Genomic DNA, 22,506 nt, shown 5'->3' on the forward strand with positions numbered 1-22,506 from the left:
TACACTGAACTCGTTTTTGAACTGATTGGAAAGAAGGAATGTATGATGCAAGACTCACTCTCCACACGTGAGATGTGGCAAAAGGATATCTCGGCCGGAATCACGGTCGGTGTCGTCGCCATCCCGCTCGCCATGGCATTTGCCATCGCCTCGGGAGTCCCGCCGGTGTACGGGCTCTACACGTCCATTTTTGCCGGAATCCTCGTCAGCCTGTTCGGGGGTTCGACGTTCCAGATTGCCGGACCGACGGGAGCGTTCATCCCAATCGTCTCGGGTGTCGTCCTCGCATATGGATATGAAGGGTTACTCGTCACGACCGTTCTCGCCGGAATTTTGCTGCTCCTCATGAGCGTGCTTCGGGTCGGACGGCTCATCCGCTTCATGCCCCGGGCCGTGACCATCGGGTTCACGGCCGGTATTGCCGTCGTCATCTTCGTCGACCAGCTCGATGAGTTGTTCGGGGTCACGTTTGAGAAGGCACCGCACTTTCATGAGAACTTGCTTCGCCTCGGTCAGGCGTTGCCCGAAGCGAGCCCTTGGCCGATTGTCATTGCTGGGATTGGCTTTTTGACGATTTGGCTCATCCCAAAGCTGCCGTTCCGTTTACCGCTCTTACTCATGGCGATGCTCGTCCCGACGTTTGTCAGTCTCCTCATCCCGGGTGAGGTCGCGACCATCGGAAGTGCCTACGGTGGCATCCCGAGCGGACTGCCAACATTCAACTGGCTCGCAATCGACATCAACCTGATCACAACACTCCTCCCGTCCGCATTCGCGATTGCCTTCCTCGGTGCACTCGAGTCACTTCTTTCGGGAACGGTCGCCGACGGGATGGCGGGGACGAAGATGAAGCCGGACAAGGAACTGTTCGGACAAGGGCTTGCGAACGTGATCACGCCGTTCTTCGGTGGGATCCCATCGACAGGTGCCATCGCTCGGACGGCGACGAACATTCAGGCGGGAGCGGTCAGTCGACGCGCTGGTGTCATCCACGGGATTACGGTGCTTGTGGCGGTCCTCGTCCTCGCGCCGTTCGCGAGTTACGTACCACTCGCTGCACTCGCTCCGATTTTGATGCGGGTCGCCTGGAACATGTCCGAACGCCATCACGTGATGGCGATGTTACGTCATCGTTCATCCGAGTCGCTCGTCCTTCTCGTCACGCTACTGTTGACGGTATTCGTCGACTTGGTCGTCGCCGTCGAGGTCGGCGTCATCTGTGCGCTCGCGCTCTTTGCGAAACGGATGGCGGATACGATCGATGTGCGTGAACGGACAGAACGGTACGTCACGCGAGACGGTCAAATCGTCTTCAGTGTCGAAGGTCCGCTCTTCTTCGGTGCGGTCGAGCTGTTCGAGCACGTCCTCCATCACATCCATCGGGAACCGAACGTGTTCATCTTCAACTTTCATCGCTGCCCGGTCATCGACGTGACCGCGGTCGAAGAGTTGCGGCGTGTCGTCACCGAGCTGAAAGCAGCCGACCGGCATGTCATCTTTGCGCATCTGTCGCCCTCGGTCCGCGCGACGCTTGCTCACTATGGACTACTCGACCGGATTGAGACGTTCGAGACAACACAAGAGGCAATCGAGGCGTCTTAACGAACGGACAAGATATCTCCGAACGGGACGCGGCGTACCTCGCCGTCGAACAGCTCGACCTCGCGCTCGGCATAATAGATGGCATGGACATAACCGCGCATGTTTTTCGTCAAGCCGTCTACGAACAAGGTCACCTCGACTTGGTCGCCTTCACGGATGGCCCGTTCGAGCTCGGTTTGCCAAAGATAGAGGAGCTGTTCGTCCAAGTCGGGCAGCTCGATCTTTTGGATTTGGGCATAATAACGTTTCAGTAGGGCGACGTGCTCGGGCATGAGAAATGGGATCCATTTCAACTCACCCCGGTCACGATAGCGGGTCTTGCTCATGAGGAATCGCCTCCTTGTTTATGTCCGCCGATTAGACGTTGGCGCGTCCGGAGCGGACTGTCTTTTAGTAGGCTCGACGCCGGTCGGATCGTGCCACGACCGAACCGGACGTTCAGGCCGTCGATCAAATCGAGGAAGTCGAGCCGTTTCGCTTTCGCCCATTCGTCTTCGAAGAACGATAACTGGACGTGGTCGCTCCGTGGCTCGAGCTTGCCGAGAGCGACCGAGACGTAACGGATGGCCTCCGTCTCTTCCCAGCCGTCTAAAAATAGTTGCAATAAGATCGGGAGAAACTCTTGCTCATCCGCTGTGAAGCGGGGGAGCTTCTTTTGTTTACTGAAGCCACCCCGGTCGCTCGTCCGTGTATAGCGCACCCCGAGATGGATCGTCCCTCCGACGAGTCCCGCTTGCCTGGTTCGCATGCCGACTTCGACCGCGATCGCTTGTAAGACGAGCCGGATTGCGGAATACGTCGTGTAATCTTTCATGAGAGTGATACCGTGTCCGATCGACTTCGGTCGCGTCCGTTTCGCACCGAACAAAGAGCTCGCCGGCAGGATGGTCGGCGACTCGTCGATGCCCCAGGCGTGGTGCCAAAGTTCTGCACCGATGACACCGAACTTTTCATGAAGGGATTCGAGCGGATAATGGGCCAAATCCCCGATCGTCCAGATGCCGAGCCGCTGCAGGTGGACCGCCATCTTCGTCCCGACGCCCCACATCTTCTCGATCGGCGCCGGATGGATAAGCCGTTCGACGTCTTGGAGAAGGCACGTGGCGACCCCCTTCTTTTTCGCATGCAAATCGAGGACGAGCTTGGCGAGGACGTTGTTCGGTCCGATGCCGATGGTGACGGGAATGCCTGTATAGCGAAAGATCGTCGCACGCATGAGGTGGGCGACGTGCTCGTCATTTCCGAACAGCCGCTCTGTCCCGCTCATGTCGACGAGCGTCTCATCAATCGAATAGACGCGAATCGCCTCGGGTGGGGCGAACTGATGCAGGATGTGGATGATTTGAATGGAAACGTTCAAATAATGACTCATCCGCGCCTCGGCATACAAAACGTCCCGTCGTTCGTGCCACGGGAGGCGGTCGATGTGGAAGCGGCGTGACCCGGTCTTGATTCCGAGCTGCTTCATCTTCGGGGTCGCCGCGAGGACGAGTGCCCCGCTGTCCTGGAGGTTCGAGAGGACGACGAGCTTTGTCTTGTAAGGATTTTTGTTGCGCGCGGCACACTCGCAACTGGCATAGAACGAGACGCTGTCGATACAAAAGATTCGTCTGCGCATCGTCACCACTCCTTTTTTGCGAACAAACGTTCTGTTTTTTTCATCGTAACACGGTCTCACGTCATCTCAAATAGTGAATTGAAAATATTTTTACAAATACTTTTTGAAAATTAACCAAAATTTATAGGTTTTCACGTGTCGAAAAACCAACTTTTAGGAAGTTTTCGTAAAAAAGTCTCCGAATTGGTTCGATTTTCGTTATAATAGACGGGTATGTAAGTGATGAATTGATAGAAAGATGGAGGCTATTAGTGTGATCCAATTTGTAAAACAGTTAACGAATGATCAAAGCCGGCGTTTGAAAGCGTACGAACGACGGGTCGCGCGTATTAATGAATTAGAGACAACGATGAAAGCCCTCTCGGATGACGAGATGCGTACATATACGGAGACGCTCAAAGCACGTCTCTTGGATGGAAAGAAAGTGGACGACATCGCGGAAGAGGGGTTCGCTCTCGTCCGCGAAGCGTCAGTCCGTGTGCTCGGAATGCGTCACTATGACGTCCAGCTCATCGGTGGGTTCGCCCTCCTCGAAGGGAACATCTCGGAGATGCCGACGGGGGAAGGGAAGACGCTCGTCGCCGCTTTGCCGAGTTACGTCAAGGCGCTCGAAGGAAAAGGCGTCCACGTCATCACGGTCAACGATTATTTGGCGAGACGTGACGCGGAACAGATCGGGAAGATCCATGACTTCCTCGGGTTGACGGTCGGTTTGAACGTACCAGACATCGAAGCGGACGAGAAGCGTTCCGCATATCAGGCAGATATCACGTATGGGGTCGGGACAGAGTTCGGGTTTGACTACTTGCGTGACAACCTTGTCCATAAGCCGGAAGAACGGGTCCAACGTCTGTTCCATTTCGCCATCGTCGATGAAGTCGACAGCATCTTGATAGATGAGGCGAAGACGCCGCTCATCATCGCGCAGAAGGACCGGTCACATATCCGGTTGAAACAGTTGGCACAACAGATCATTTCTGAGTTCGAGGAGACCGACTACGAGGTCGACCTCGAGTCGAAATCTGCGACGTTCACGGAAGCAGGGATCGTCAAGATTGAAGAGCTGTTCGCCATCGATAACCTGTTCAGCGCCTCACACCAGGTGCTCTATCACTATCTCGTCCAGGCGCTCCGTGCGAACGTCTTGTTTGAGCTTGACGTCGACTATATCGTCCGAGAAGACAAGATTGAACTCATCGACTTGTTCACAGGACGCATCATGGAAGGACGAAGCCTGTCGGAAGGGTTGCATCAGGCGCTCGAGGCGAAAGAAGGCGTCACCATCACCGAAGAGAACAAGACGACGGCGGAGATTACGATTCAGCACTATTTCCGCATGTATCCGCTCGTTGGGGGGATGACGGGGACGGCCCAGACGTCGCGCCAAGAGTTCTTGAAGACGTACAACATGGACGTCGTCCAAGTGCCGACGAACCGCGAACGTCAACGTGTCGACCATCCGGACCGCATCTTCATGACGACCGAGCAAAAGTATGCGGCGGTCACTGAGAAAGTAGCGGAACTGCATACGACGGGACGACCGATCTTGATCGGGACGACCTCGATCGCACAATCGGAAGCCATCAGCAAGCATTTGAAGAAGAAGCGGATCGAGCATGACGTGTTGAACGCGAAGACGGTCGCTCAGGAAGCGGATATCATCGCGGACGCCGGTCAATTCGGCAAAGTGACGATTGCGACGAACATGGCCGGACGTGGAACGGACATCACGCTCGACGCAAAAGCGAAGGAAGCGGGCGGTCTCTTCGTCCTCGGAACGGAGCGGCATGAGTCAAAACGTGTCGACAACCAGCTCCGCGGTCGTTCGGGACGTCAAGGCGACCCGGGTGCGACCGAGTTCTTCGTCTCGCTCGAAGATGAGATCGTGAAACGTTATGCGGCGCAGAAACTAGAACGCGTGGAGAAGAAGTTGAAGCCGAGTGCGACAGGTGAGGTCTCAACGAAAGATGCGATCGAGATCATCGAATATGCGCAGACGACGATCGAAGGACTCGGCGTCTCGATTCGGGACTACTTGTTCAAACTCGATGACGTCTTGAACGAGCAACGGAATATCATCTATACGATTCGTAACCAGGCCGTCAACGCCGATGCGGATGCCATCACGAAAAACGTCCTCGGCATGATGCGCCTCGCCCTCGAGAATAGCATCGACATGCATGTATCGGATGAACTCGTACCTGAGGAATGGCCAATCGATGAGTTGAAAGAAGACTTGCGCTACTTGACGATGCAGGAGCCGACATGGGCGAATGACATCGCCGATACACGTGAACTGAAGGATGCTTTAAACGACTGGATGGAGACGATCATCGCTACGACGGCGTCACGCCTCGAACAGGATGACATCGTCCTCTTCGCGAAAGAATCGCTTCTCCGTGCCGTCGACATGAAATGGACGGACCATTTGACGACGATGAGCGGATTGAAAGAAGGGATCGGTCTTCGCAGCTACGGTCAGGAAGACCCGAGCCGTCAGTTCGGAAAAGAAGGACTCGAAATCTTCGAACAGACATATATCAATATCGCACGGGATGTCACGACGGAACTATGCCAACTCGACCGTTACTTCGCCGAGATGGCAGAGGAGGAAGTATAATGCTAGGATTTCGTAAACGTAAACAGATTGAGACAGGAAATAAAGAGGAAGGGCGCCAATTGACGCTCGTCATCGACGATGCGATGGGGATCCCGAAAGAGGACGAGTACGTCTTCCGTTATCATGCGAAGCGACTCCCGCCACTTCTCGACAATCAACTCTCGATTGAGTTGTTGAATGCCGAATCGCTCGGGCATGATTTGTCGATCGTGGCGTTGTTCCGAAACACGCTTCCGAGCTCGTTCGAGATCAACGAATTGCCAGTCCTCTTGTTGGACGCGAATAACGTCCCGATCGGACGGAAAGTCCTCGGACGTTCTGAACTGCCGAGCTTTGAGGCGTGGACGAGCAAGCCGGTTTATTTGGACTTCTTCTTGGATGAGATGTTCGGAGAAATAGAATCCTACGACTCGCTCCGACTCGTCTTCCAAATGAACCCGATTGACCCGCTTCAGCCCGTGTCATCGGAAGAAGAAGCGAAGTTCTCGAAGGTTGCATGGCAACAGCTCATGCGGACGAACATCTCGACACCGCCAGTCGGAGAGAACGAGTTCAACTTGATGCTCGTGTCGGTGGAGAAGGAAGAGACGGACGTCACGGCGACGATTCTCCTTCGCAACGGCTACGACCGCCACTTGAACGTTGAGAAACTCCCGCTTGAACTCGTGAGTGGGGAGGACGTGGTCGGCTTCACGATGATTCGTCTCGAAGAGTCGGTCTACGGTAAACATGCGTACCCGGTATCAGTCACATTTGAAGAAATTGACGGAGATGGACCGTTTACTGTTCGTATCAAACAATAATAGGATGATAGACCTAATTTTTGTAAAGGAAATTAGGTCTATTTTTATACAAAAATTTAATAGGAGGGAAAGACAGCTGGTGTTATATTGAATATGGTTAGACAATTATCAACCAGAAAAAGGGGACAATCACATGAAAACCGCATTGAAATGGTCGATCGCGACTGCGCTCGTGTTACCAACCGTTTTGCCGCTACAGGCACCGAACGTCTTGGCAGAAGTGGACGAGGATATCGTCAAGCTCCGTTTCTTAGAGACGACAGACTTACATACGAACATCACGAACTACGACTACTTCCAAGACAAGGTCGATAACACGATCGGATTGACGAAAGTCGCGACACTCATCAATGAACATCGTACAGCCGCTGGGGAAACGAACACATTCTTGTTCGATAACGGGGATACGATTCAGGGGACACCGTTTGGCGATTACGTCCGTGAGAGCCAAGCTGGAAAAAATGAAGCGTTCGAACATCCGATGTACAAGGCGATGGCGGCATTGAACTACGATGCCGTCACACTCGGGAACCATGAATTCAACTTTGGTCTCGAATTCTTATACAATGCGATGGAGGGGTCGAAAGGGAAACTGCGTTTCGTCAACTCGAACGTCAAAGATTTAGAAGGCAACCCGATCGTCTCGAAGTTCAACGTGGATGGACAAGAGGTCCAAATCATCGAACGAACGGTCACAGACCTGGATGGGGAAACACATACGATCAAAGTCGGCGTATTCGGAGTCGTCCCTCCGAAAATCATGTCATGGGATTCGGGGAACCTTCAAGGTCGTGTGACGGCAGAGGATATCATCCCGTCCGCACGTGAAGCAGTACAAAAATTAAAAGGCCAGGGAGCGGACGTCGTCGTCGCCCTCGCGCACTCAGGGATTGGTGACAGTGCAGCGCTCGCGGATGAGCAACTCGACAGCGAAGAGAACGTCGGTTACGCACTCACGAAGATTGACGGGCTCGACATGGTCATGACGGGACACCAACACGGTCGCTTCCCGGATGCGAAAGGCATGTTCGCTTCGTTCCCGAACGTCGATATGACGAAGGGGACAATCAATGGCAAACCGGTCGTCATGGCGAACAACCAAGGGAAGGACCTCGGCGTCATCGACTTTGAACTTGAACTCGTGGATGGGAAATGGCAAATCGTTGATGCGTCAGCAGCACTCGATACGGTGACGGCTGATACGGCGGTCGACCCGACGATTCAAGCGTTGATCGAAGACGACCACTTGGCGACAATCGACTATATCAACCAACCGGTCGGTGAGATTCAAGATGACATCCAAAGCTACTTCGCACTGGTCCGTGACGACGCATCGGTTCAGTTCGTGACGAACGCACAGAAGTGGTATGTCGAGAAAGAACTCGAGACGAACCCAGAACTTTCTGCTTATAAAGAGTTACCACTCTTGTCAGCAGGAGCACCGTTCAAAGCGGGTGGTCGTGAATTGACAGATGCGAGCTACTATACGAATATCCCGAAAGGGCAAATTGCTTTGAAAAACGTCGCGGACCTTTACGTGTATCCGAACACGCTCGAAGTCGTCAAAGTGACAGGAAAAGATGTCATGGATTGGCTCGAGATGTCAGCGGGTGCGTTTGACCAAATCGAAGAAGATGGCGAAAACTTACTCAACCTTCAATTCCGTAGCTACAACTTCGATATTCTCGACGGTTTGACGTATGAGATCGATGTCACGGGTCCTGCGATGTTCGATGTCGGCGGGAAGCTCGTCAATGCGAACGCGAACCGCGTGAAGAACGTCGAGTACAACGGACAACCGATCAAAATGGACCAAGAATTCTTGGTCGCGACGAATAACTATCGCGCGGGTTCTTCATCGTTCCCAGGTCTCGGTGGCGGGAAGAACATCGTCTATCGCTCAGCGTATGAGACACGTAACGTCATCTCGGACTATATTGTGTCGAGTGGCAGTAACTTAGACTACAAAGCCGACAACAACTGGAAGATTGTCGCGGATGCGAAACGTTCGGTGACATTTGAAACAGCGGATGCGGGTAAGCAGTACTTGAACCTTTACGAAGGTATCGAAGCGACGGACGCGACGCGTGAAGATGCGGCAGGTCGCCTCTTCCGGACCTATACGGCAGAGCTCGAAGTGGCGCCAACTGACTTGACGCTCGCGGTCGATGTCATCAAACCGGGTGCAAAAATCGTGACTGGGAAGACGGCTCCATCTGCAAACGTGACATTAAAAGATGGCAAAACGGTTCTCGCGAAAACGACAGCCGATGCAGAAGGCATGTACCGTTTGACGGTCAAACCGCTCAAACTCCGTCAGTCATTGACGATTGAAAGCGAATTGAATGGGAAGACGATGACGGAAACGAAAGTCGTCGGTGCAGGTTTTGTCGGAACGCCAGCTATCTCGAAACGTTTGACGTACACGAATACAACCGTGTTGACTGGAAAAACGACGGAAGGGGCTACGCTCGTCCTTAAGCGAGACGGGAAAAAAGTAGACTATGCGAAAGCTGACGAGAATGGGAACTTCACATTCAAGAGAAGTACAGGATTCTTTGCAGCAAAATATGAAATCGAAGCGAAAGATGTATCAGGAAAAGTAGTCAAGACAACATCGTTCGAGTTAAAAAATGAATCAATCGTGACACCGAAGACGACGAAAGGTGTGAAGGCCGGCACACGCGCCTTGATCGGGAAAACAACACCGGGTGCGACGGTCGTCTTGAAAGACGCGAAAGGCAAGCAAGTCGCCAAAGTACAGGCGAGCTGGACAGGAACGTACACGTTCACGTTCAAAAAAGGCCTTACGAAAGGGACTTACAAAGTCATCGCAAGCGGATCGAACGGTTCTGGTGCAAAACAATCGACTCTCAACTTGAAATAAGTACGGAACGGCGTCCAATTCGGGCGTCGTTTTTTGTCGAATAATAGTGTCTAAAATGTGAATGAAAGCCCTTACATTATCATTAACTCTTATGTATAATCAAACATGTAATCGGTTACATGACACGTGTAAACCGAAGAGCTGATGGGGTTTCGGCTACATATGTACGGAAAAGGGGACTGACAGATGATTACATTCTTCGTCGCACTCGCACTACTTTTGGTCGGGTATTTGGTATACGGTCGTTACGTTGAGAAGACGTTCGGCATCAAGGAAGAGCGGACGACGCCCGCCTATGCGTCTCAGGACGGCATCGACTACGTGCCGATGGGCAAAAAACGGAACTCGATGATTCAATTGCTCAACATCGCCGGTGTCGGACCAATCTTTGGACCGATCATGGGGGCGCTCTACGGACCGGTCGCCTTCCTTTGGATCGTGTTCGGATCGATCTTTGCCGGTGCGGTTCATGACTATTTGACAGGAATGATTTCCCTTCGAAATAACGGGGCACACTTGCCGCAACTAGCGGAGAAGTTTCTCGGACGTTCACTTCGCCATATCGTCAATGGATTTGCACTTTTACTTTTACTTCTTGTCGGGACGGTGTTCGTCACGTCTCCGAGTAACATGATCAACAACTTGTTCGATGGGAATGCAACGACGCTCACCATCGTCATCTTCGCTGTGTTCGCTTACTACATCTTGGCGACGCTTCTCCCGGTCGATAAGATCATCGGACGCATCTACCCGTTCTTCGGGGCACTACTCGTCATCAGTGCCATCGGGATCGCGGTCAGTTTATTCGCTCAAGGATACAAGATTCCAGAGATGACATTGACGAACATGCATCCGGACGGCTTGCCGATCTGGCCGCTCCTCTTCTTTACCATCTCATGTGGGGCGCTCTCTGGTTTCCATGCGACACAGTCGCCGATCATCTCGCGGACGACGATGAAAGAAAGCAACGGCCGTGAAATCTTCTACGGCATGATGATCGCCGAAGCGGTCATCGCGATGATTTGGGCTGGAGCGGCGATGGCCATCTTTGAGCCGGGTGAATTGCTTGGACTCATCAGTGCGGGCACTCCGGCACTCGTCGTGCAAGAAGTGGCGACACTCATGCTCGGCAGCATCGGCGGGACACTCGCGATTCTCGGAGTCATCGTCTTACCGATCACGTCAGGCGACACGGCATTCCGTAGCGCACGGATGATTATCGCGGACTACATGTCAATCGCACAGAAGAAGTTCACATCGCGTCTTTGGATCGCGCTTCCACTCTTCGCGATCTCATACGTGCTCACGAACATGGACTTCCAAATGCTTTGGCAATACTTCAACTGGGCGAACCAGACGACGGCGGTCATCGCACTGTTCGTCGGGGCGATGTACCTTTACATTAAAGGGAAAAACCACTACATCGCGCTCCTTCCGGGGACGTTCATGTTGTATGCAGTCTGGTTCTACATCTTGACGGCGCCGATCGGCTTCAAGCTGGAGGGAGTCCTTCCGTACGTCATCTCGACGCTCGGAACGTTGACGCTTCTCGTCTTGTTCCACAAACGGGCACGCGCGATGCGGGCAGCACAAATGGAATGTGACGTTCCGGTGAAAGAAGTCGCATAATCTCGACACGGGCTAATCGGTAGCCCGTGTTTTTGATTGCGTTATAATCGGGAAATGTCCATACTAGAAGGAACAGTTACGGAAGGTGGGAGCACATGAAACAAGAACAACTCAAAGAGATGCTCCATGCCGACACGCTCGGGGAAGAAATTGCGAGCGCGATCACGCACGGCTTAGGAGTCATCTTCAGCATCGTCGCCCTCGTCCTGCTCGTCATGAGCGCCACAGAGAGTGGGAGCACGTGGAACGTCACCGCGGTCAGTGTATTCGGGGCATCGATGATTTTACTTTATCTCTTCTCGACACTCATGCACGCCATCCCGCATCCACGGGCGAAACGGGTGCTGCAAGTGTTCGATCATGCGGGGATTTACTTACTCATCGCCGGAAGTTATACGCCGTTCGCACTCGTGACCCTTCACGGGACGCTCGGCTGGACGCTATTCGGGATCGTGTGGGGTGTTGCGATTCTCGGGATCGTGTGGAAACTGTTTTCGACCGGAAAGTACATGTGGGTGTCCAATGTGACATACCTCGCACTCGGTTGGATCTGCATCATCGCCATCCGTCCGTTGTATGAATCACTCGGTCATCAAGGGTTCATGCTTCTCCTCGCAGGAGGGATCGCCTATTCGGTCGGCATCGTGTTTTACGTGTGGCAAAAACTGCCGTTCAACCATGCCATTTGGCATCTGTTCGTCCTAGCGGGAAGCGTGTTCATCTTCCTCAGTATTTTACTCTATGTCGCACCTTCGACAAGCCTATAAGACAGCCGTCCTACGGGGCGCCTGTCTTTTTTGAAAAGTTGTTAAGAAAGTGCTGCAAACGGTTACAAAAATACAGACGAAATGACGTTTGTGTGTCATAATAATTGCAGACATCATCATAGAGATAGATGGGTGTAAAAGTAAGGGGGAAAATCAGATGGAAAAAGTGTTGCGCGATGGATTTATCTACATGTCACAAAACAAAACACTCAACAGTTTGGCAAAGAAATATGGCCTACGATTTGGTGCATCACGCTTTGTAGCAGGGGAAGACTTTAAGGCTTCTGTCCCGACGATTCGCGAATTGAATGCGAAAGGGTTGTCGGTCACGGTCGATCATCTCGGGGAATTTATTAAGACGGTCGAAGAGGCGAATACGAATCGCGACGAGATCATGCGTGCGATTGAAATTATGGCAGAAGAGCAATTAGACGCCTATATGTCACTCAAGCTGACATCACTCGGATTCGATATCTCGGACGAGTTGATTGAAGACAACATGCGTCAAATTTTGACGGTCGCACAACGAGTCGGAGTCTTTGTGGCCATCGATATGGAAGATGAGCAGCGTTGTGAAAAGACGCTCGAATTGTTTAAAAAGCTGAAGTCTGAATTTGACGGTCTTGGAACGGTCATCCAGTCGTACTTGTACCGCTCGGAAGATGACATCAATCATCTTGCGCCGCTCAAGCCGAACCTCCGCATCGTCAAAGGGGCATATAAAGAGCCGGCGACGGTCGCGTTCCCTGAAAAAGAGGACGTGGACCATAACTACGTGAAGCTCGTCAAACTCCATCTTGCGAACGGGAACTACGCATCCATCGCGACACACGATGACCATATGATTGACGCTATTATCGAGCACGTCAAAGAGAACAACATTCCACTCGACCAGTTCGAGTTCCAGATGTTATACGGCATCCGCGTCGAGCGTCAACTCGAGCTCGTGCGCCAAGGATACAAAGTCCGTGTCTACGTGCCATACGGACGTGACTGGTACGGCTACTTCATGCGCCGTCTCGCAGAGCGCCCGGCGAACGTGGCGTTCGTGTTAAAAGGAATGGTGAAGAAATAAAATGAGCACGAACATCCGTCGAGGATGTTCGTGCTTTTTGATGTATGGATAACGTCGATGCGTTCGATCTTCTAAATTGAGGAGGTGCTACGATTTGTTGTTCTCGTCCTCACTTACCCAAAAATCTGGACCGATTTGATCGGACAGCCAAAAGAAAAGTTCTTGATGTTCTTCTGGATGCACTGCACAAAAAGAAGACTCAGCTACGAACTGAGTCTTCGAGCAATTATCCATTAATCACGGTTCCACCATTTACGTGGATGACTTGACCACTGACGTATGTTGAATCATCGCTTGCGAGATAGACATACGCCGGTGCGAGTTCGGCCGGTTGCCCCGGTCGTTTCATCTCTGCTGAATCGCCGAACGATTTCACCTTCTCCGCGTCAAACGTTGAAGGGATGAGCGGTGTCCAAATCGGTCCCGGGGCGACCCCGTTGACGCGAATCTTCTTGTCCGCCAAGTTTTTGGCGAGGGAGCGGGTAAATGCCGTGATGGCACCTTTCGTCGACGAATAGTCAATCAATTGGTCGTTTCCTTCATAGGCTGTGATCGAGGTCGTATTGATGATGCTCGCTCCTTCTTTTAAGTAGGGGAGCGCTGCTTTCGTTAAGTAGAACATGCTGAAGATGTTCGTACGGAACGTCTTCTCGAGTTGTTCATCCGAAATGTCAAGAAGCGATTCTTGCGGATGCTGCTCAGCGGCGTTGTTGACGAGGATGTCGATATGACCGAATGTTTCAAGCGTCTCCTCGACGACTTGTTGACAGAACGAAGATTCCCCGATGTCTCCTTGAAGCAAGAGGCAGGCTTGCCCTAAATCTTCAATCCGTTCTTTTGTCGCTTCCGCATCCTCGAGCTCGTTTTGGTCTTTATAGACGATGACGGAGTTCGCACCTTCATGGGCGAAGAAGATGGCGACCGACTTTCCGATCCCGGAATCCCCACCGGTGATGACCGCGACCTTGTCTTTTAACTTGTCACTTCCTTTATAGTCTTCCCGTTCATAGATCGGGAAAGGTTCCATCTTCGAATCGATTCCCGGTTGGTGCGACTGTTCTTGGGCTTTCTTCTTAAACGACTCAAAGTCCTTTCGGCTACCGACAGTGTTTAAACGATTATCATGCATGTGTACATTCCCCTTTCTAAATTTGACTCTTGTTGTCTATACCACACACATTAAAAACTAATCGTTCATTCAAAAAATGGAATGAAATTGAAAAATGAACGCTTGCGAATGAATGTTCATTCATTTATGATAGAAGAGTAAACACGATGGTGATTGCGATTTTTTTTACGCGTTAAATGAATCACTATTCATTCTCATTTTAGGGGGGAACACTATGACGAGTCACATCGAACAATCAACCGACCTCCGTTTGACGAACTCAATTCGTTTTGCGGTCGTCATCGGTTCAGGAGTAATGGGGGCGGGGATTGCAGCTCACTTGGCGAACGCGGGGATTCGTTCGCTCATGCTCGACATCGTACCACGTGAATTGACAGCCAAAGAGGAAGCGAAAGGGTTGACGCTCGAGTCACCAGAAGTACGCAATCGTATCGCCTCAGAAAACCGTCAAAAACTATTGAAACAAAATCCAGCACCACTCGCGACAGCCGATCATCTCAACTTCATCGAAGTCGGGAACTTAGAAGATGACTTAGAGCGTTTGAAAGAAGCAGATTGGGTCATCGAAGTCGTCGTCGAACGTCTCGATGTGAAGCAACAACTCTTCGAGAAGATTGCACCTTACATCCGTGAAGATGCGATTCTCAGCTCGAACACGTCAGGGATCTCCATCGAAGCGATGGCAAGTGCCCTTCCGGAAGGATTGAAATCACGCTTCCTCGGCACGCACTTCTTCAACCCACCGCGTTATTTGAAGTTGCTCGAACTCATTCCAACGGAGAAGACAGCCCGTCCGGTCATCGACTTCATGTCACGTTTCGCTGAAGATCGTCTCGGCAAAGGTGTCGTCGAAGCAAAAGACACACCGAACTTCATCGGGAACCGGATTGGGACGTATGGTCTTCTCGTCACGTTTGAAGAGATGCTCAAGCAAAACGCTTCAATCGGAGAGATGGACTCGATCACAGGTCCACTCATCGGTCGTCCAAAATCAGCGACCTTCCGCACACTCGACGTCGTCGGAATCGACACATTCGTCCACGTGGCGGGGAACGTCTACGAGACACTCGAATCAGGGGAAGAGAAGGACACGTTCGACGTTCCGACAGAAATGAAGCAACTCGTTGAAAAAGGTTGGATCGGACAAAAGGCTGGTCAAGGCTTCTATAAGAAAGAAGGCAAGGTCATCCAGGAGTTGAATCTTCAGACGTTCGAATACGAACAATTGAAAGCGATTACAGGTCCTGAGCTCGATCAAATTAAGTCACTTCCTGGCTCGAAAGCAAAATTGAAAGGTGCCATCTTGAACAAAAGTCGCGTCGGCCAATTGCTCTGGCCAATCACGGCGAAGACGCTCGCTTACTCGGCACGTCTCACTGGTGAAATCGCCGATACGATCGTTGCGATTGACGATGCGATGAAGTGGGGCTTCGGTTGGAAGTTTGGACCGTTCGAGATGTGGGATGCCCTCGGTGTTGAGAAATCAGTCGAGCGTATGAAAGCGGAAGGCTATGACGTCCCGGCATGGATCGATGAGATGCTTGCTGCAGGCAATACGTCATTCTACAAGGGAGACCAGTATTACGATAAAGCGTCGAAGACGTATGTCGAGAAGACCGTCAACCCGAAAGAATTGAAACTCAAGCCGCTCGCAAAATCAAACGGCATCATTTTAGAAAATGGTGGCGCACGCCTCGTCGATATCGGTGATGACGTGGTCGCACTCGAATTCACATCACCAAACAACGCGATCGGTGTCGACATCATGCAGATGATCGAACAGTCGATCGATCGTGTCGAGCAAGACTTCAAAGGAATGGTCCTTGCCAACGACGGCAAGAACTTCTGTGTCGGTGCGAACCTTGCGATGATGCTCATGGAAGCCGAAGACGAGAACTGGTTCGAACTCGATTGGATCATCAACAAGTTCCAACAAGTCGTTCAAAAGATTCGTTATTCAAGTCGTCCAGTCGTTGCTGCACCGTACGGTATGACGCTCGGTGGTGGAACGGAAATCAGCTTACCGGCAGCCCGTATGCAAGCCGCACTTGAGACATACATGGGTCTTGTCGAAGTCGGTGTCGGCCTCATCCCTGGTGGGGGTGGAAACGTCAACACGTACCGTCGACTCCTTGAGCAGACACCAAAATCGATGCAAAACATCGAGAAGGCTGCGCAACAGACGTTCGAGAACATCGCGATGGCGAAAGTATCGAAGTCGGCATTTGATGCGAAAACACTCGGTTACCATCGTGCGGTCGACGGCATCTCGATGAACCGCGACCACTTGACGTTCGATGCGAAACAAACGGTCCTTGAACTGGCTGACGGGTACACGGCACCGGTTCGTGAGAAGTTACCGGTCGTCGGTCAAACAGGGAAAGCGACGCTCGAACTCGCGGCGTACGAAATGTTCTACGGTGGTTATATTTCAGAGCACGATTTGAAAATTGCGAAGAAACTCGCACACGTCATCAGTGGTGGCGACTTGGCATACGGTACGCTCGTCGATGAGCAGTACTTCCTTGACATCGAGCGCGAAGCTTTCTTAAGCCTCATCGGGGAGCCGAAGTCACAACAACGGATGCAACACATGCTCGTGAAAGGCAAACCACTACGGAACTGATAAAGGGGGACAATACAGATGAGGGAAGCAGTCATCGTAGCCGGCGCACGGACGCCGGTCGGAAAAGCAAAACGCGGATCGTTCCGTAACGTTCGTTCGGACGAGCTCGCGGGATATGCCATCAAGGCAACGCTTGAGCGTTCAGGATATAAAGGCCCGATTGATGACGTCATCATGGGTTGTGCGATGCCAGAAGCGGAGCAAGGGATGAACATCGCTCGCTATGCGGCGGTCCGGGGGGGACTGTCGCACGAAGTTCCAGCGATCACCATCAACCGATACTGCTCGTCAGGTCTTCAAGCCATCGCGGACGCGGCGGCGAAAATCATGATCGGTCAAGCGACGGCAATCATCGCCGGTGGTATGGAGTCGATGAGCCAAGTCCCGATGGGTGGTCACGTCATCCGTCCAAACCCACACATCATGGAGACGGCACCAGAGTACTACATGAGCATGGGACATACGGCAGAACGTGTCGCAGCTGAATACAACATCTCGCGTGAAGACCAAGATGCGTTCGCCATCAACAGTCACCAAAAGGCGGCGGCAGCCATCGCAGGTGGCAAGTTCCAGGAAGAAATCGTTCCTGTGACGGTCATCGAGCACGTACTCGGTGAAGACGGTAAAGTCGCGGAAGTGGAGAAAGTCGTGAAGCATGACGAAGGTGTCCGTGCCGATTCGACGATCGAAGCACTCGGGAAACTCCGCCCGGCCTTCAAAATCAAAGGGTCAGTCACTGCGGGTAACGCTTCACAAGTATCAGACGGAGCAGCAGCTGTCCTCGTCATGGATCGTGAAGAAGCAGAACGCCAAGGATTGCAACCGATGGCCAAGTTCCTCTCGTTCGCCGTCGGCGGTGTCCGTCCGGAAGTGATGGGAATCGGTCCAGTCGTCGCCATTCCGAAAGCACTCGAGATGGCTGGCGTGAAATTAGAAGAAGTCGGATTGTTCGAGTTGAACGAAGCGTTCGCGAGCCAGTCACTCGGTGTCATCCGTGAACTCGGAATTGATCCATCGAAAGTGAACGTGAACGGCGGCGCTATCGCCCTCGGTCACCCACTTGGCTGTACGGGAGCAAAACTTTCAGTCTCGATCTTGCATGAGATGAAACGACGCAATGAGAAGTATGGGGTTGTCACGATGTGTATCGGCGGCGGAATGGGCGCGGCTGGTGTCTTCGAATTACTTTAAGGGGGAATCGGATATGGAACGTACAGAACATGAATTGATTAAAGGCGGTAGCTTTGTCATTGACGCACTCGACGCGGAGCGTCTCTTCACACCAGAGGATTTCTCAGATGAGCATAAGATGATTGGTGACACGACGGCTGGATTTGTCGATGACCGCGTCATGCCAGTCCTCGAGCGCATCGAGAAACACGAGTTCGACCTCTCTGTCGAATTGTTGAAAGAAGCGGGCGAGCTCGGTCTTCTCGGAGCAGACGTTCCTGAAGAGTACGGCGGTTACCAACTCGATAAAATCTCATCTTCAATCATCACGGAGCGCTTCGCGAAAGCACGTTCGTTCGCACTCAGCTACGGCGCACACGTTGGGATCGGGACGCTCCCGATCGTTTTCTTCGGATCAGAAGAGCAAAAGCACAAGTACTTGCCAAAACTCGCGACAGGCGAATGGATCGCGGCTTACGCGCTCACTGAGCCAGGCTCAGGGTCTGACGCCCTCGGTGCGAAAACGACAGCTGTCTTGAATGAGGCGGGCACGCACTACGTCTTGAACGGTGAGAAACAATGGATCACAAACGCCGGCTTCGCGAACGTGTTCGTCGTCTATGCGAAAATCGATGGCGACAAGTTCAGTGCCTTCATCGTCGAGCGTGACTTCAAAGGAGTCTCAACGGGAGCAGAAGAGCAGAAGATGGGAATCAAGGGATCGTCGACACGTACGCTCATCCTTGAAGATGTCGAAGTACCAGTCGACAACCTTCTCGGTGAAGTTGGAAAAGGTCACGTCATCGCCTTCAACATCTTGAACGTCGGTCGTTACAAACTCGCAGTCGGAGCAGTCGGTTCTTCAAAACGTGCATTCGACCTCTCGGTTCAATACGCGAACGAGCGTAAACAGTTCAAGACACCAATCAGCCAATTCCCACTCATCCAAGAGAAATTGGCGACGATGGCAGCGAACATCTATGCGATGGAAAGTTCAGTCTATCGTACAGGTGGTTTGTTCCAGGATAGCTTGGACGCACTCGGTGATGAGAACATGCGCGACGGATCGAAAGTCGCACAAGCGATCGCAGAATACGCGATCGAATGCTCACTCAACAAAGTCTTCGCTTCTGAGACGTTCGACTATGTCGTCGATGAAGCCGTTCAAATTCATGGTGGATACGGATTCATGGCAGAATATGAAGTTGAGAACCTCTACCGTGACTCGCGCATCAACCGTATCTTCGAAGGAACGAACGAGATCAACCGTTTGATCGTCCCAGGTACGCTCCTCAAGAAAGCGATGAAAGGTGAATTGCCGCTCCTCGCAGAAGCGCAAAAAAAACAAAAAGAGCTCATGAGCTACATGCCACAAGAATTGGACGGCTCACCACTCGCTCGCGAGAAGATGCTCCTTTCGAACATGAAGAAAATCAATTTGATGGTCGCAGGTACAGCTGTTCAGAAGTATCAACAAGACCTTCAAAACGAACAAGAAATCTTGGCGAAGATTGCAGACATGATCAGTGCCATCTATGCGCTTGAAGCAGCCATCGCTCGTACAGACAAAGCGATTACCCGTTCAGGCGAAGAGAAGAACACGCTCAAAGTCCGCTACACAGAAATCTTTGCGGAGCAAGTGTTCAAGCAAGTCGAACTCATGGCGAAAGAAGTATTGTACGCAGCGGCGTCTGGTGACGAGCAACGTATGCTTCTCTCGGCAATGAAGAAGTTCAGCCGCTATCAGCCAATCAACGTGATCGGGACGAAGCGCGAAGTCGCAGCGAGCCTCATCAAAGCGAACAAGTTTATCGTCTAATCAAATGGACAGAAAGGGTGGACCGGACGCGGTCGACCCTTTCTTTTTTTGAGCTCTTTCACGTACAATAGAGACGAGGGGGAGAGAAGATGACAAAACGAGATGTATTACTCGACCGGATGGAACGCATTGGACGGTCCGTTGCCGAAAAGGACGGGACGCTCATGCTGCTCGCATTGGGTTCGATTGGACAAGAGACGGAGCGGTTAGATGAGTATTCGGACCTCGATTTCTTTTTGATTGTCGAGGATGGGCAGAAGGCGCGCTTTATCGACCGACTCGACTGGCTCGAGGTCGAACCGCTTCACTATCAGTTCCAAAACACGAAGGACGGGCATAAAATCATGTATCAGGATGGCATTTATGGTGAGTTCGCCGTCTTCGAACTGCATGAACTGGCGACCATCGCCTATACGCCAGGACGTGTCGTCTGGCGACGGGACGAGGCGCTCGAAGTATTTGCGACACCACGCCTCGAAATCACACGTGAATCAGCGGATTATTATTATGAAGAGGCGTTGACGAACCTATATGTCGGCTTACTTCGGGAACGTCGGGGCGAGATGCTCGCCGGATTCGAACTCGTCCAAGTCGCGGCCGTTCAAAACGTCTTGAAGGCGCTCGGCGGACAAGGAGATCCGTTCAATCCGACACGCCGGGTCGAGTCGAGACAGCCGGAGATGATTCCCTTCCTGTCAGATGGGGTAAAAGGATACGGCAGGTCAATCGAGGCGGCAGCGGCGATCTTACGGTTGATCGAAGCGAGGCACGAAGTGAACCTGACGATGAAGCGAGAGATTGAACGGTTGCTTGAGACGTGAATTGAATTCTCGGAATATGCTACATTGAGAATAGAGGTGATGAACAGATGGTGACACTATACGGCTATCCACCATGCAGTACATGTAAAAAAGCAGAAAAATGGTTGAAGGAACAAGGCATCGCGTATACATATGTCCATATCGTCGAATCGACGCCGACGAAAGAGGAACTCGCTGAACTGTGGAAACAATCAGGTCTACCACTCAAGAAGTTCTTCAATACGAGCGGGCAAGTCTATCGGAACGAAGGCATCAAGGACAAGCTGCCAAATCTATCAGAAGACGAACAACTTGAGCTATTATCGAGCAATGGTATGCTTTTGAAGCGACCAATCGTCACAAATGGTGAAAAAACGACCGTCGGATTTTCAGAAAAGTCCTTTACGGACGTTTGGGGCTAAGTGCTATAATACAGATGTGAGTCTAATTTATTTGAGGGGGAAGTTAGGATGAGCAAAGTACCAGCAAATTTACGTTATTCAAAAGAACATGAGTGGGTAGAAGTAAATGGAACGAAAGCCCGCATCGGCATTACGGATTTCGCACAAAGCGAACTAGGGGACATCGTGTTTGTCGAACTCCCAGAAGTCGATGGTACGATTTTGCTCGACGAGCCATTCGGCTCAGTCGAATCAGTGAAGACGGTCTCTGAGTTGTATGCACCGATATCTGGTCGCATCACGGCAGTGAACGAGGACCTCGCGGATTCTCCAGAACTCGTCAACGAGTCACCGTTTGAAAACGCATGGATGATCGAAGTCGAGTTGACGGAAGAGTCAGACCTCGACAAACTCATGTCTGCAGAAGAATACGAAGCGATGATTCAAGGATAATCAAAGCCGGCCTCTCCATTGGAGAAGCCGGCTTTTTGTTTACTCGAAATCGAGTCGGTAATGATCGGATTCGACGAGAGTCGTCCGTTCAAACACACGGTAGAAGAAGATTCCGAGTGCGACCGGAATCAGTCCGAACAAGACGATGACGAGCAGGACGTTGAAGAGAGCGAATCCACCCGGCATGAGGTGAAGGGCGTTCACCGGACCGATGAGACCTGACACACCGAACCCGGCACTGATTGGTGTTCCTTCAATTTTTAGAATCCCTGCGAGCGCACCAAGAATCGCCGCATTTGCCAAAATGGGAAGCATCATGATGGGGCGTCGGACAAAGTTCGCCATCTGAATCTTCGGAGAGCCGAGGAAATGGGCAATCGATGTGCCGGTCGCGTTTGCCTGCCATCCGGCGATCGCGAGACCGAATCCGGCAGCGACGACACCGAGGTTCGCCGCACCAGCCGCGACACCGGACAAGCTGATGGCTGTCGCAATCCCGACAGTCGAGATCGGCGAGACGATAATGAGTGAGAACGCCATGGCGATCAGAATTCCCATGAGGACCGGTTGCAGGTCAGTCATTGTCATGATGAGTAGACCGATATACGTCGTGATCTGGGAGATGTACGTCAGTAGGAAAGTACCGATGCCTCCTGCGACGACAATGATGGTCATCGGCATAACAATGACCGTATACGTTTTCAAGTGGGGAGCGAGTTTCATGACAAGAAGTGTAGCGATTGCAGCGGTAACACCAGCTGTGATCACGTCCCCGATGCCGGCCATCACAAACGCCCCTTCGTCGATTCGGACGGCACCGCTACCGACATACGTCGCAATCGCGATGGTCCCGGTTTCGAGAATCGATCGTCCGAACTGCATGGCGACCGCTAGCCCGATAATGGCTGGCAGAAGCCGCATCGCAATTGTCGTCGCATCCAATATGAATTGAAGAGACGGAAAATACGGAAGTATGGCTTTCGTTAATTCACCGAGCAAAGCGCTCGGGATGAGGGCGATCAGAATCGCCATGCTGAGACCGTTTAAGACGTTCATCGTGAACTGTTTCATCGTACCTGTTGCTTGTTCCGTCATCATTCATTCACC

17 protein-coding genes are annotated in these 22,506 nt (G+C 52.0%); 13 read left to right on the plus strand and 4 right to left on the minus strand.

The genetic code is table 11. The features are described from left to right. Positions 1-45 precede the first annotated feature (45 nt). A complete protein-coding gene (locus tag BBB58_RS06700; RefSeq protein ID WP_244150696.1) occupies positions 46-1,602 on the plus strand; it encodes a SulP family inorganic anion transporter in 1,557 nt (518 codons plus the stop codon). On the opposite strand, the gene BBB58_RS06705 is transcribed toward BBB58_RS06700, so the two are convergent. Further along, a complete protein-coding gene (locus tag BBB58_RS06705) occupies positions 1,599-1,928 on the minus strand; it encodes a YolD-like family protein (protein WP_074036325.1) in 330 nt (109 codons plus the stop codon). The genes BBB58_RS06700 and BBB58_RS06705 overlap by 4 nt on opposite strands. Then, positions 1,925-3,220 carry a Y-family DNA polymerase gene (locus tag BBB58_RS06710; protein WP_074036327.1) on the minus strand — a complete coding sequence of 432 codons (1,296 nt, stop codon included), beginning with the start codon at positions 3,218-3,220 and terminating at the stop codon, positions 1,925-1,927. The genes BBB58_RS06705 and BBB58_RS06710 overlap by 4 nt, the downstream gene beginning before the upstream one ends. Before the next feature lie 253 nt (positions 3,221-3,473). Here BBB58_RS06710 and secA2 point away from each other — a divergent pair, with 253 nt between their 5' ends. From secA2 to BBB58_RS06740, 6 genes are all read left to right on the plus strand, one after another. After that, positions 3,474-5,840 (plus strand): accessory Sec system translocase SecA2, encoded by a 2,367-nt coding sequence (gene secA2, locus BBB58_RS06715; RefSeq protein WP_074036329.1) that lies wholly within the window; start codon positions 3,474-3,476, stop codon positions 5,838-5,840. Beyond that, positions 5,840-6,643: an SLAP domain-containing protein gene (locus BBB58_RS06720; protein WP_074036331.1), complete on the plus strand. Its 804-nt coding sequence runs from the start codon at positions 5,840-5,842 to the stop codon at positions 6,641-6,643. Before secA2 ends, BBB58_RS06720 begins: the two co-directional genes overlap by 1 nt. Positions 6,644-6,776: 133 nt before the next feature. After that, positions 6,777-9,530 (plus strand): bifunctional 2',3'-cyclic-nucleotide 2'-phosphodiesterase/3'-nucleotidase, encoded by a 2,754-nt coding sequence (locus BBB58_RS06725; RefSeq protein WP_074036333.1) that lies wholly within the window; start codon positions 6,777-6,779, stop codon positions 9,528-9,530. Between the two features lie 186 nt (positions 9,531-9,716). After that, the gene (locus tag BBB58_RS06730; RefSeq protein WP_031422912.1) at positions 9,717-11,159 is read left to right on the plus strand and encodes a carbon starvation CstA family protein; all 1,443 of its coding nucleotides are present in this window, start codon (positions 9,717-9,719) and stop codon (positions 11,157-11,159) included. A 95-nt stretch (positions 11,160-11,254) separates the two neighbouring features. Continuing rightward, entirely contained in the window at positions 11,255-11,926 is a 672-nt protein-coding gene (gene trhA, locus BBB58_RS06735; RefSeq protein ID WP_051829405.1) for a PAQR family membrane homeostasis protein TrhA, read from the plus strand. Between the two features lie 157 nt (positions 11,927-12,083). Continuing rightward, positions 12,084-13,001, plus strand: a complete 918-nt coding sequence (locus tag BBB58_RS06740; protein WP_012726871.1) for a proline dehydrogenase family protein — start codon at positions 12,084-12,086, stop codon at positions 12,999-13,001. A 226-nt stretch (positions 13,002-13,227) separates the two neighbouring features. Here BBB58_RS06740 and BBB58_RS06745 read toward each other — a convergent pair whose 3' ends face one another. Then, on the minus strand, positions 13,228-14,130 hold the full coding sequence (locus BBB58_RS06745; protein WP_074036335.1) for an SDR family oxidoreductase: 903 nt from the start codon (positions 14,128-14,130) through the stop codon (positions 13,228-13,230). A 214-nt stretch (positions 14,131-14,344) separates the two neighbouring features. Between BBB58_RS06745 and BBB58_RS06750 the strand changes: the two genes are divergently transcribed. The 6 genes from BBB58_RS06750 to gcvH all read left to right on the plus strand — a co-directional run bounded on the left by BBB58_RS06750 (position 14,345) and on the right by gcvH (position 21,399). Then, positions 14,345-16,756 (plus strand): 3-hydroxyacyl-CoA dehydrogenase/enoyl-CoA hydratase family protein, encoded by a 2,412-nt coding sequence (locus BBB58_RS06750; protein ID WP_074036337.1) that lies wholly within the window; start codon positions 14,345-14,347, stop codon positions 16,754-16,756. Positions 16,757-16,774: 18 nt separating this feature from the next. After that, a complete protein-coding gene (locus tag BBB58_RS06755; protein ID WP_012726865.1) occupies positions 16,775-17,947 on the plus strand; it encodes an acetyl-CoA C-acetyltransferase in 1,173 nt (390 codons plus the stop codon). 13 nt (positions 17,948-17,960) lie between these two features. Beyond that, a complete protein-coding gene (locus BBB58_RS06760; RefSeq protein WP_074036339.1) occupies positions 17,961-19,745 on the plus strand; it encodes an acyl-CoA dehydrogenase FadE in 1,785 nt (594 codons plus the stop codon). Positions 19,746-19,834: 89 nt separating this feature from the next. After that, positions 19,835-20,566, plus strand: a complete 732-nt coding sequence (locus BBB58_RS06765; RefSeq protein ID WP_074036342.1) for a hypothetical protein — start codon at positions 19,835-19,837, stop codon at positions 20,564-20,566. 47 nt (positions 20,567-20,613) lie between these two features. Further along, complete coding sequence (locus tag BBB58_RS06770; protein ID WP_074036344.1) at positions 20,614-20,967, plus strand: arsenate reductase family protein; 354 nt, start codon at positions 20,614-20,616, stop codon at positions 20,965-20,967. Positions 20,968-21,015: 48 nt separating this feature from the next. Continuing rightward, positions 21,016-21,399, plus strand: coding sequence for a glycine cleavage system protein GcvH (gene gcvH, locus BBB58_RS06775; protein WP_074036346.1), 384 nt, complete (start codon positions 21,016-21,018; stop codon positions 21,397-21,399). A 39-nt stretch (positions 21,400-21,438) separates the two neighbouring features. On the opposite strand, the gene BBB58_RS06780 is transcribed toward gcvH, so the two are convergent. Continuing rightward, a complete protein-coding gene (locus tag BBB58_RS06780; protein ID WP_074036348.1) occupies positions 21,439-22,494 on the minus strand; it encodes a PTS sugar transporter subunit IIC in 1,056 nt (351 codons plus the stop codon). Between the last annotated feature and the right edge of the window lie 12 nt (positions 22,495-22,506).

This window comes from Exiguobacterium profundum, assembly GCF_001909285.1.
In the GTDB taxonomy this organism is placed as follows: domain Bacteria; phylum Bacillota; class Bacilli; order Exiguobacteriales; family Exiguobacteriaceae; genus Exiguobacterium; species Exiguobacterium profundum.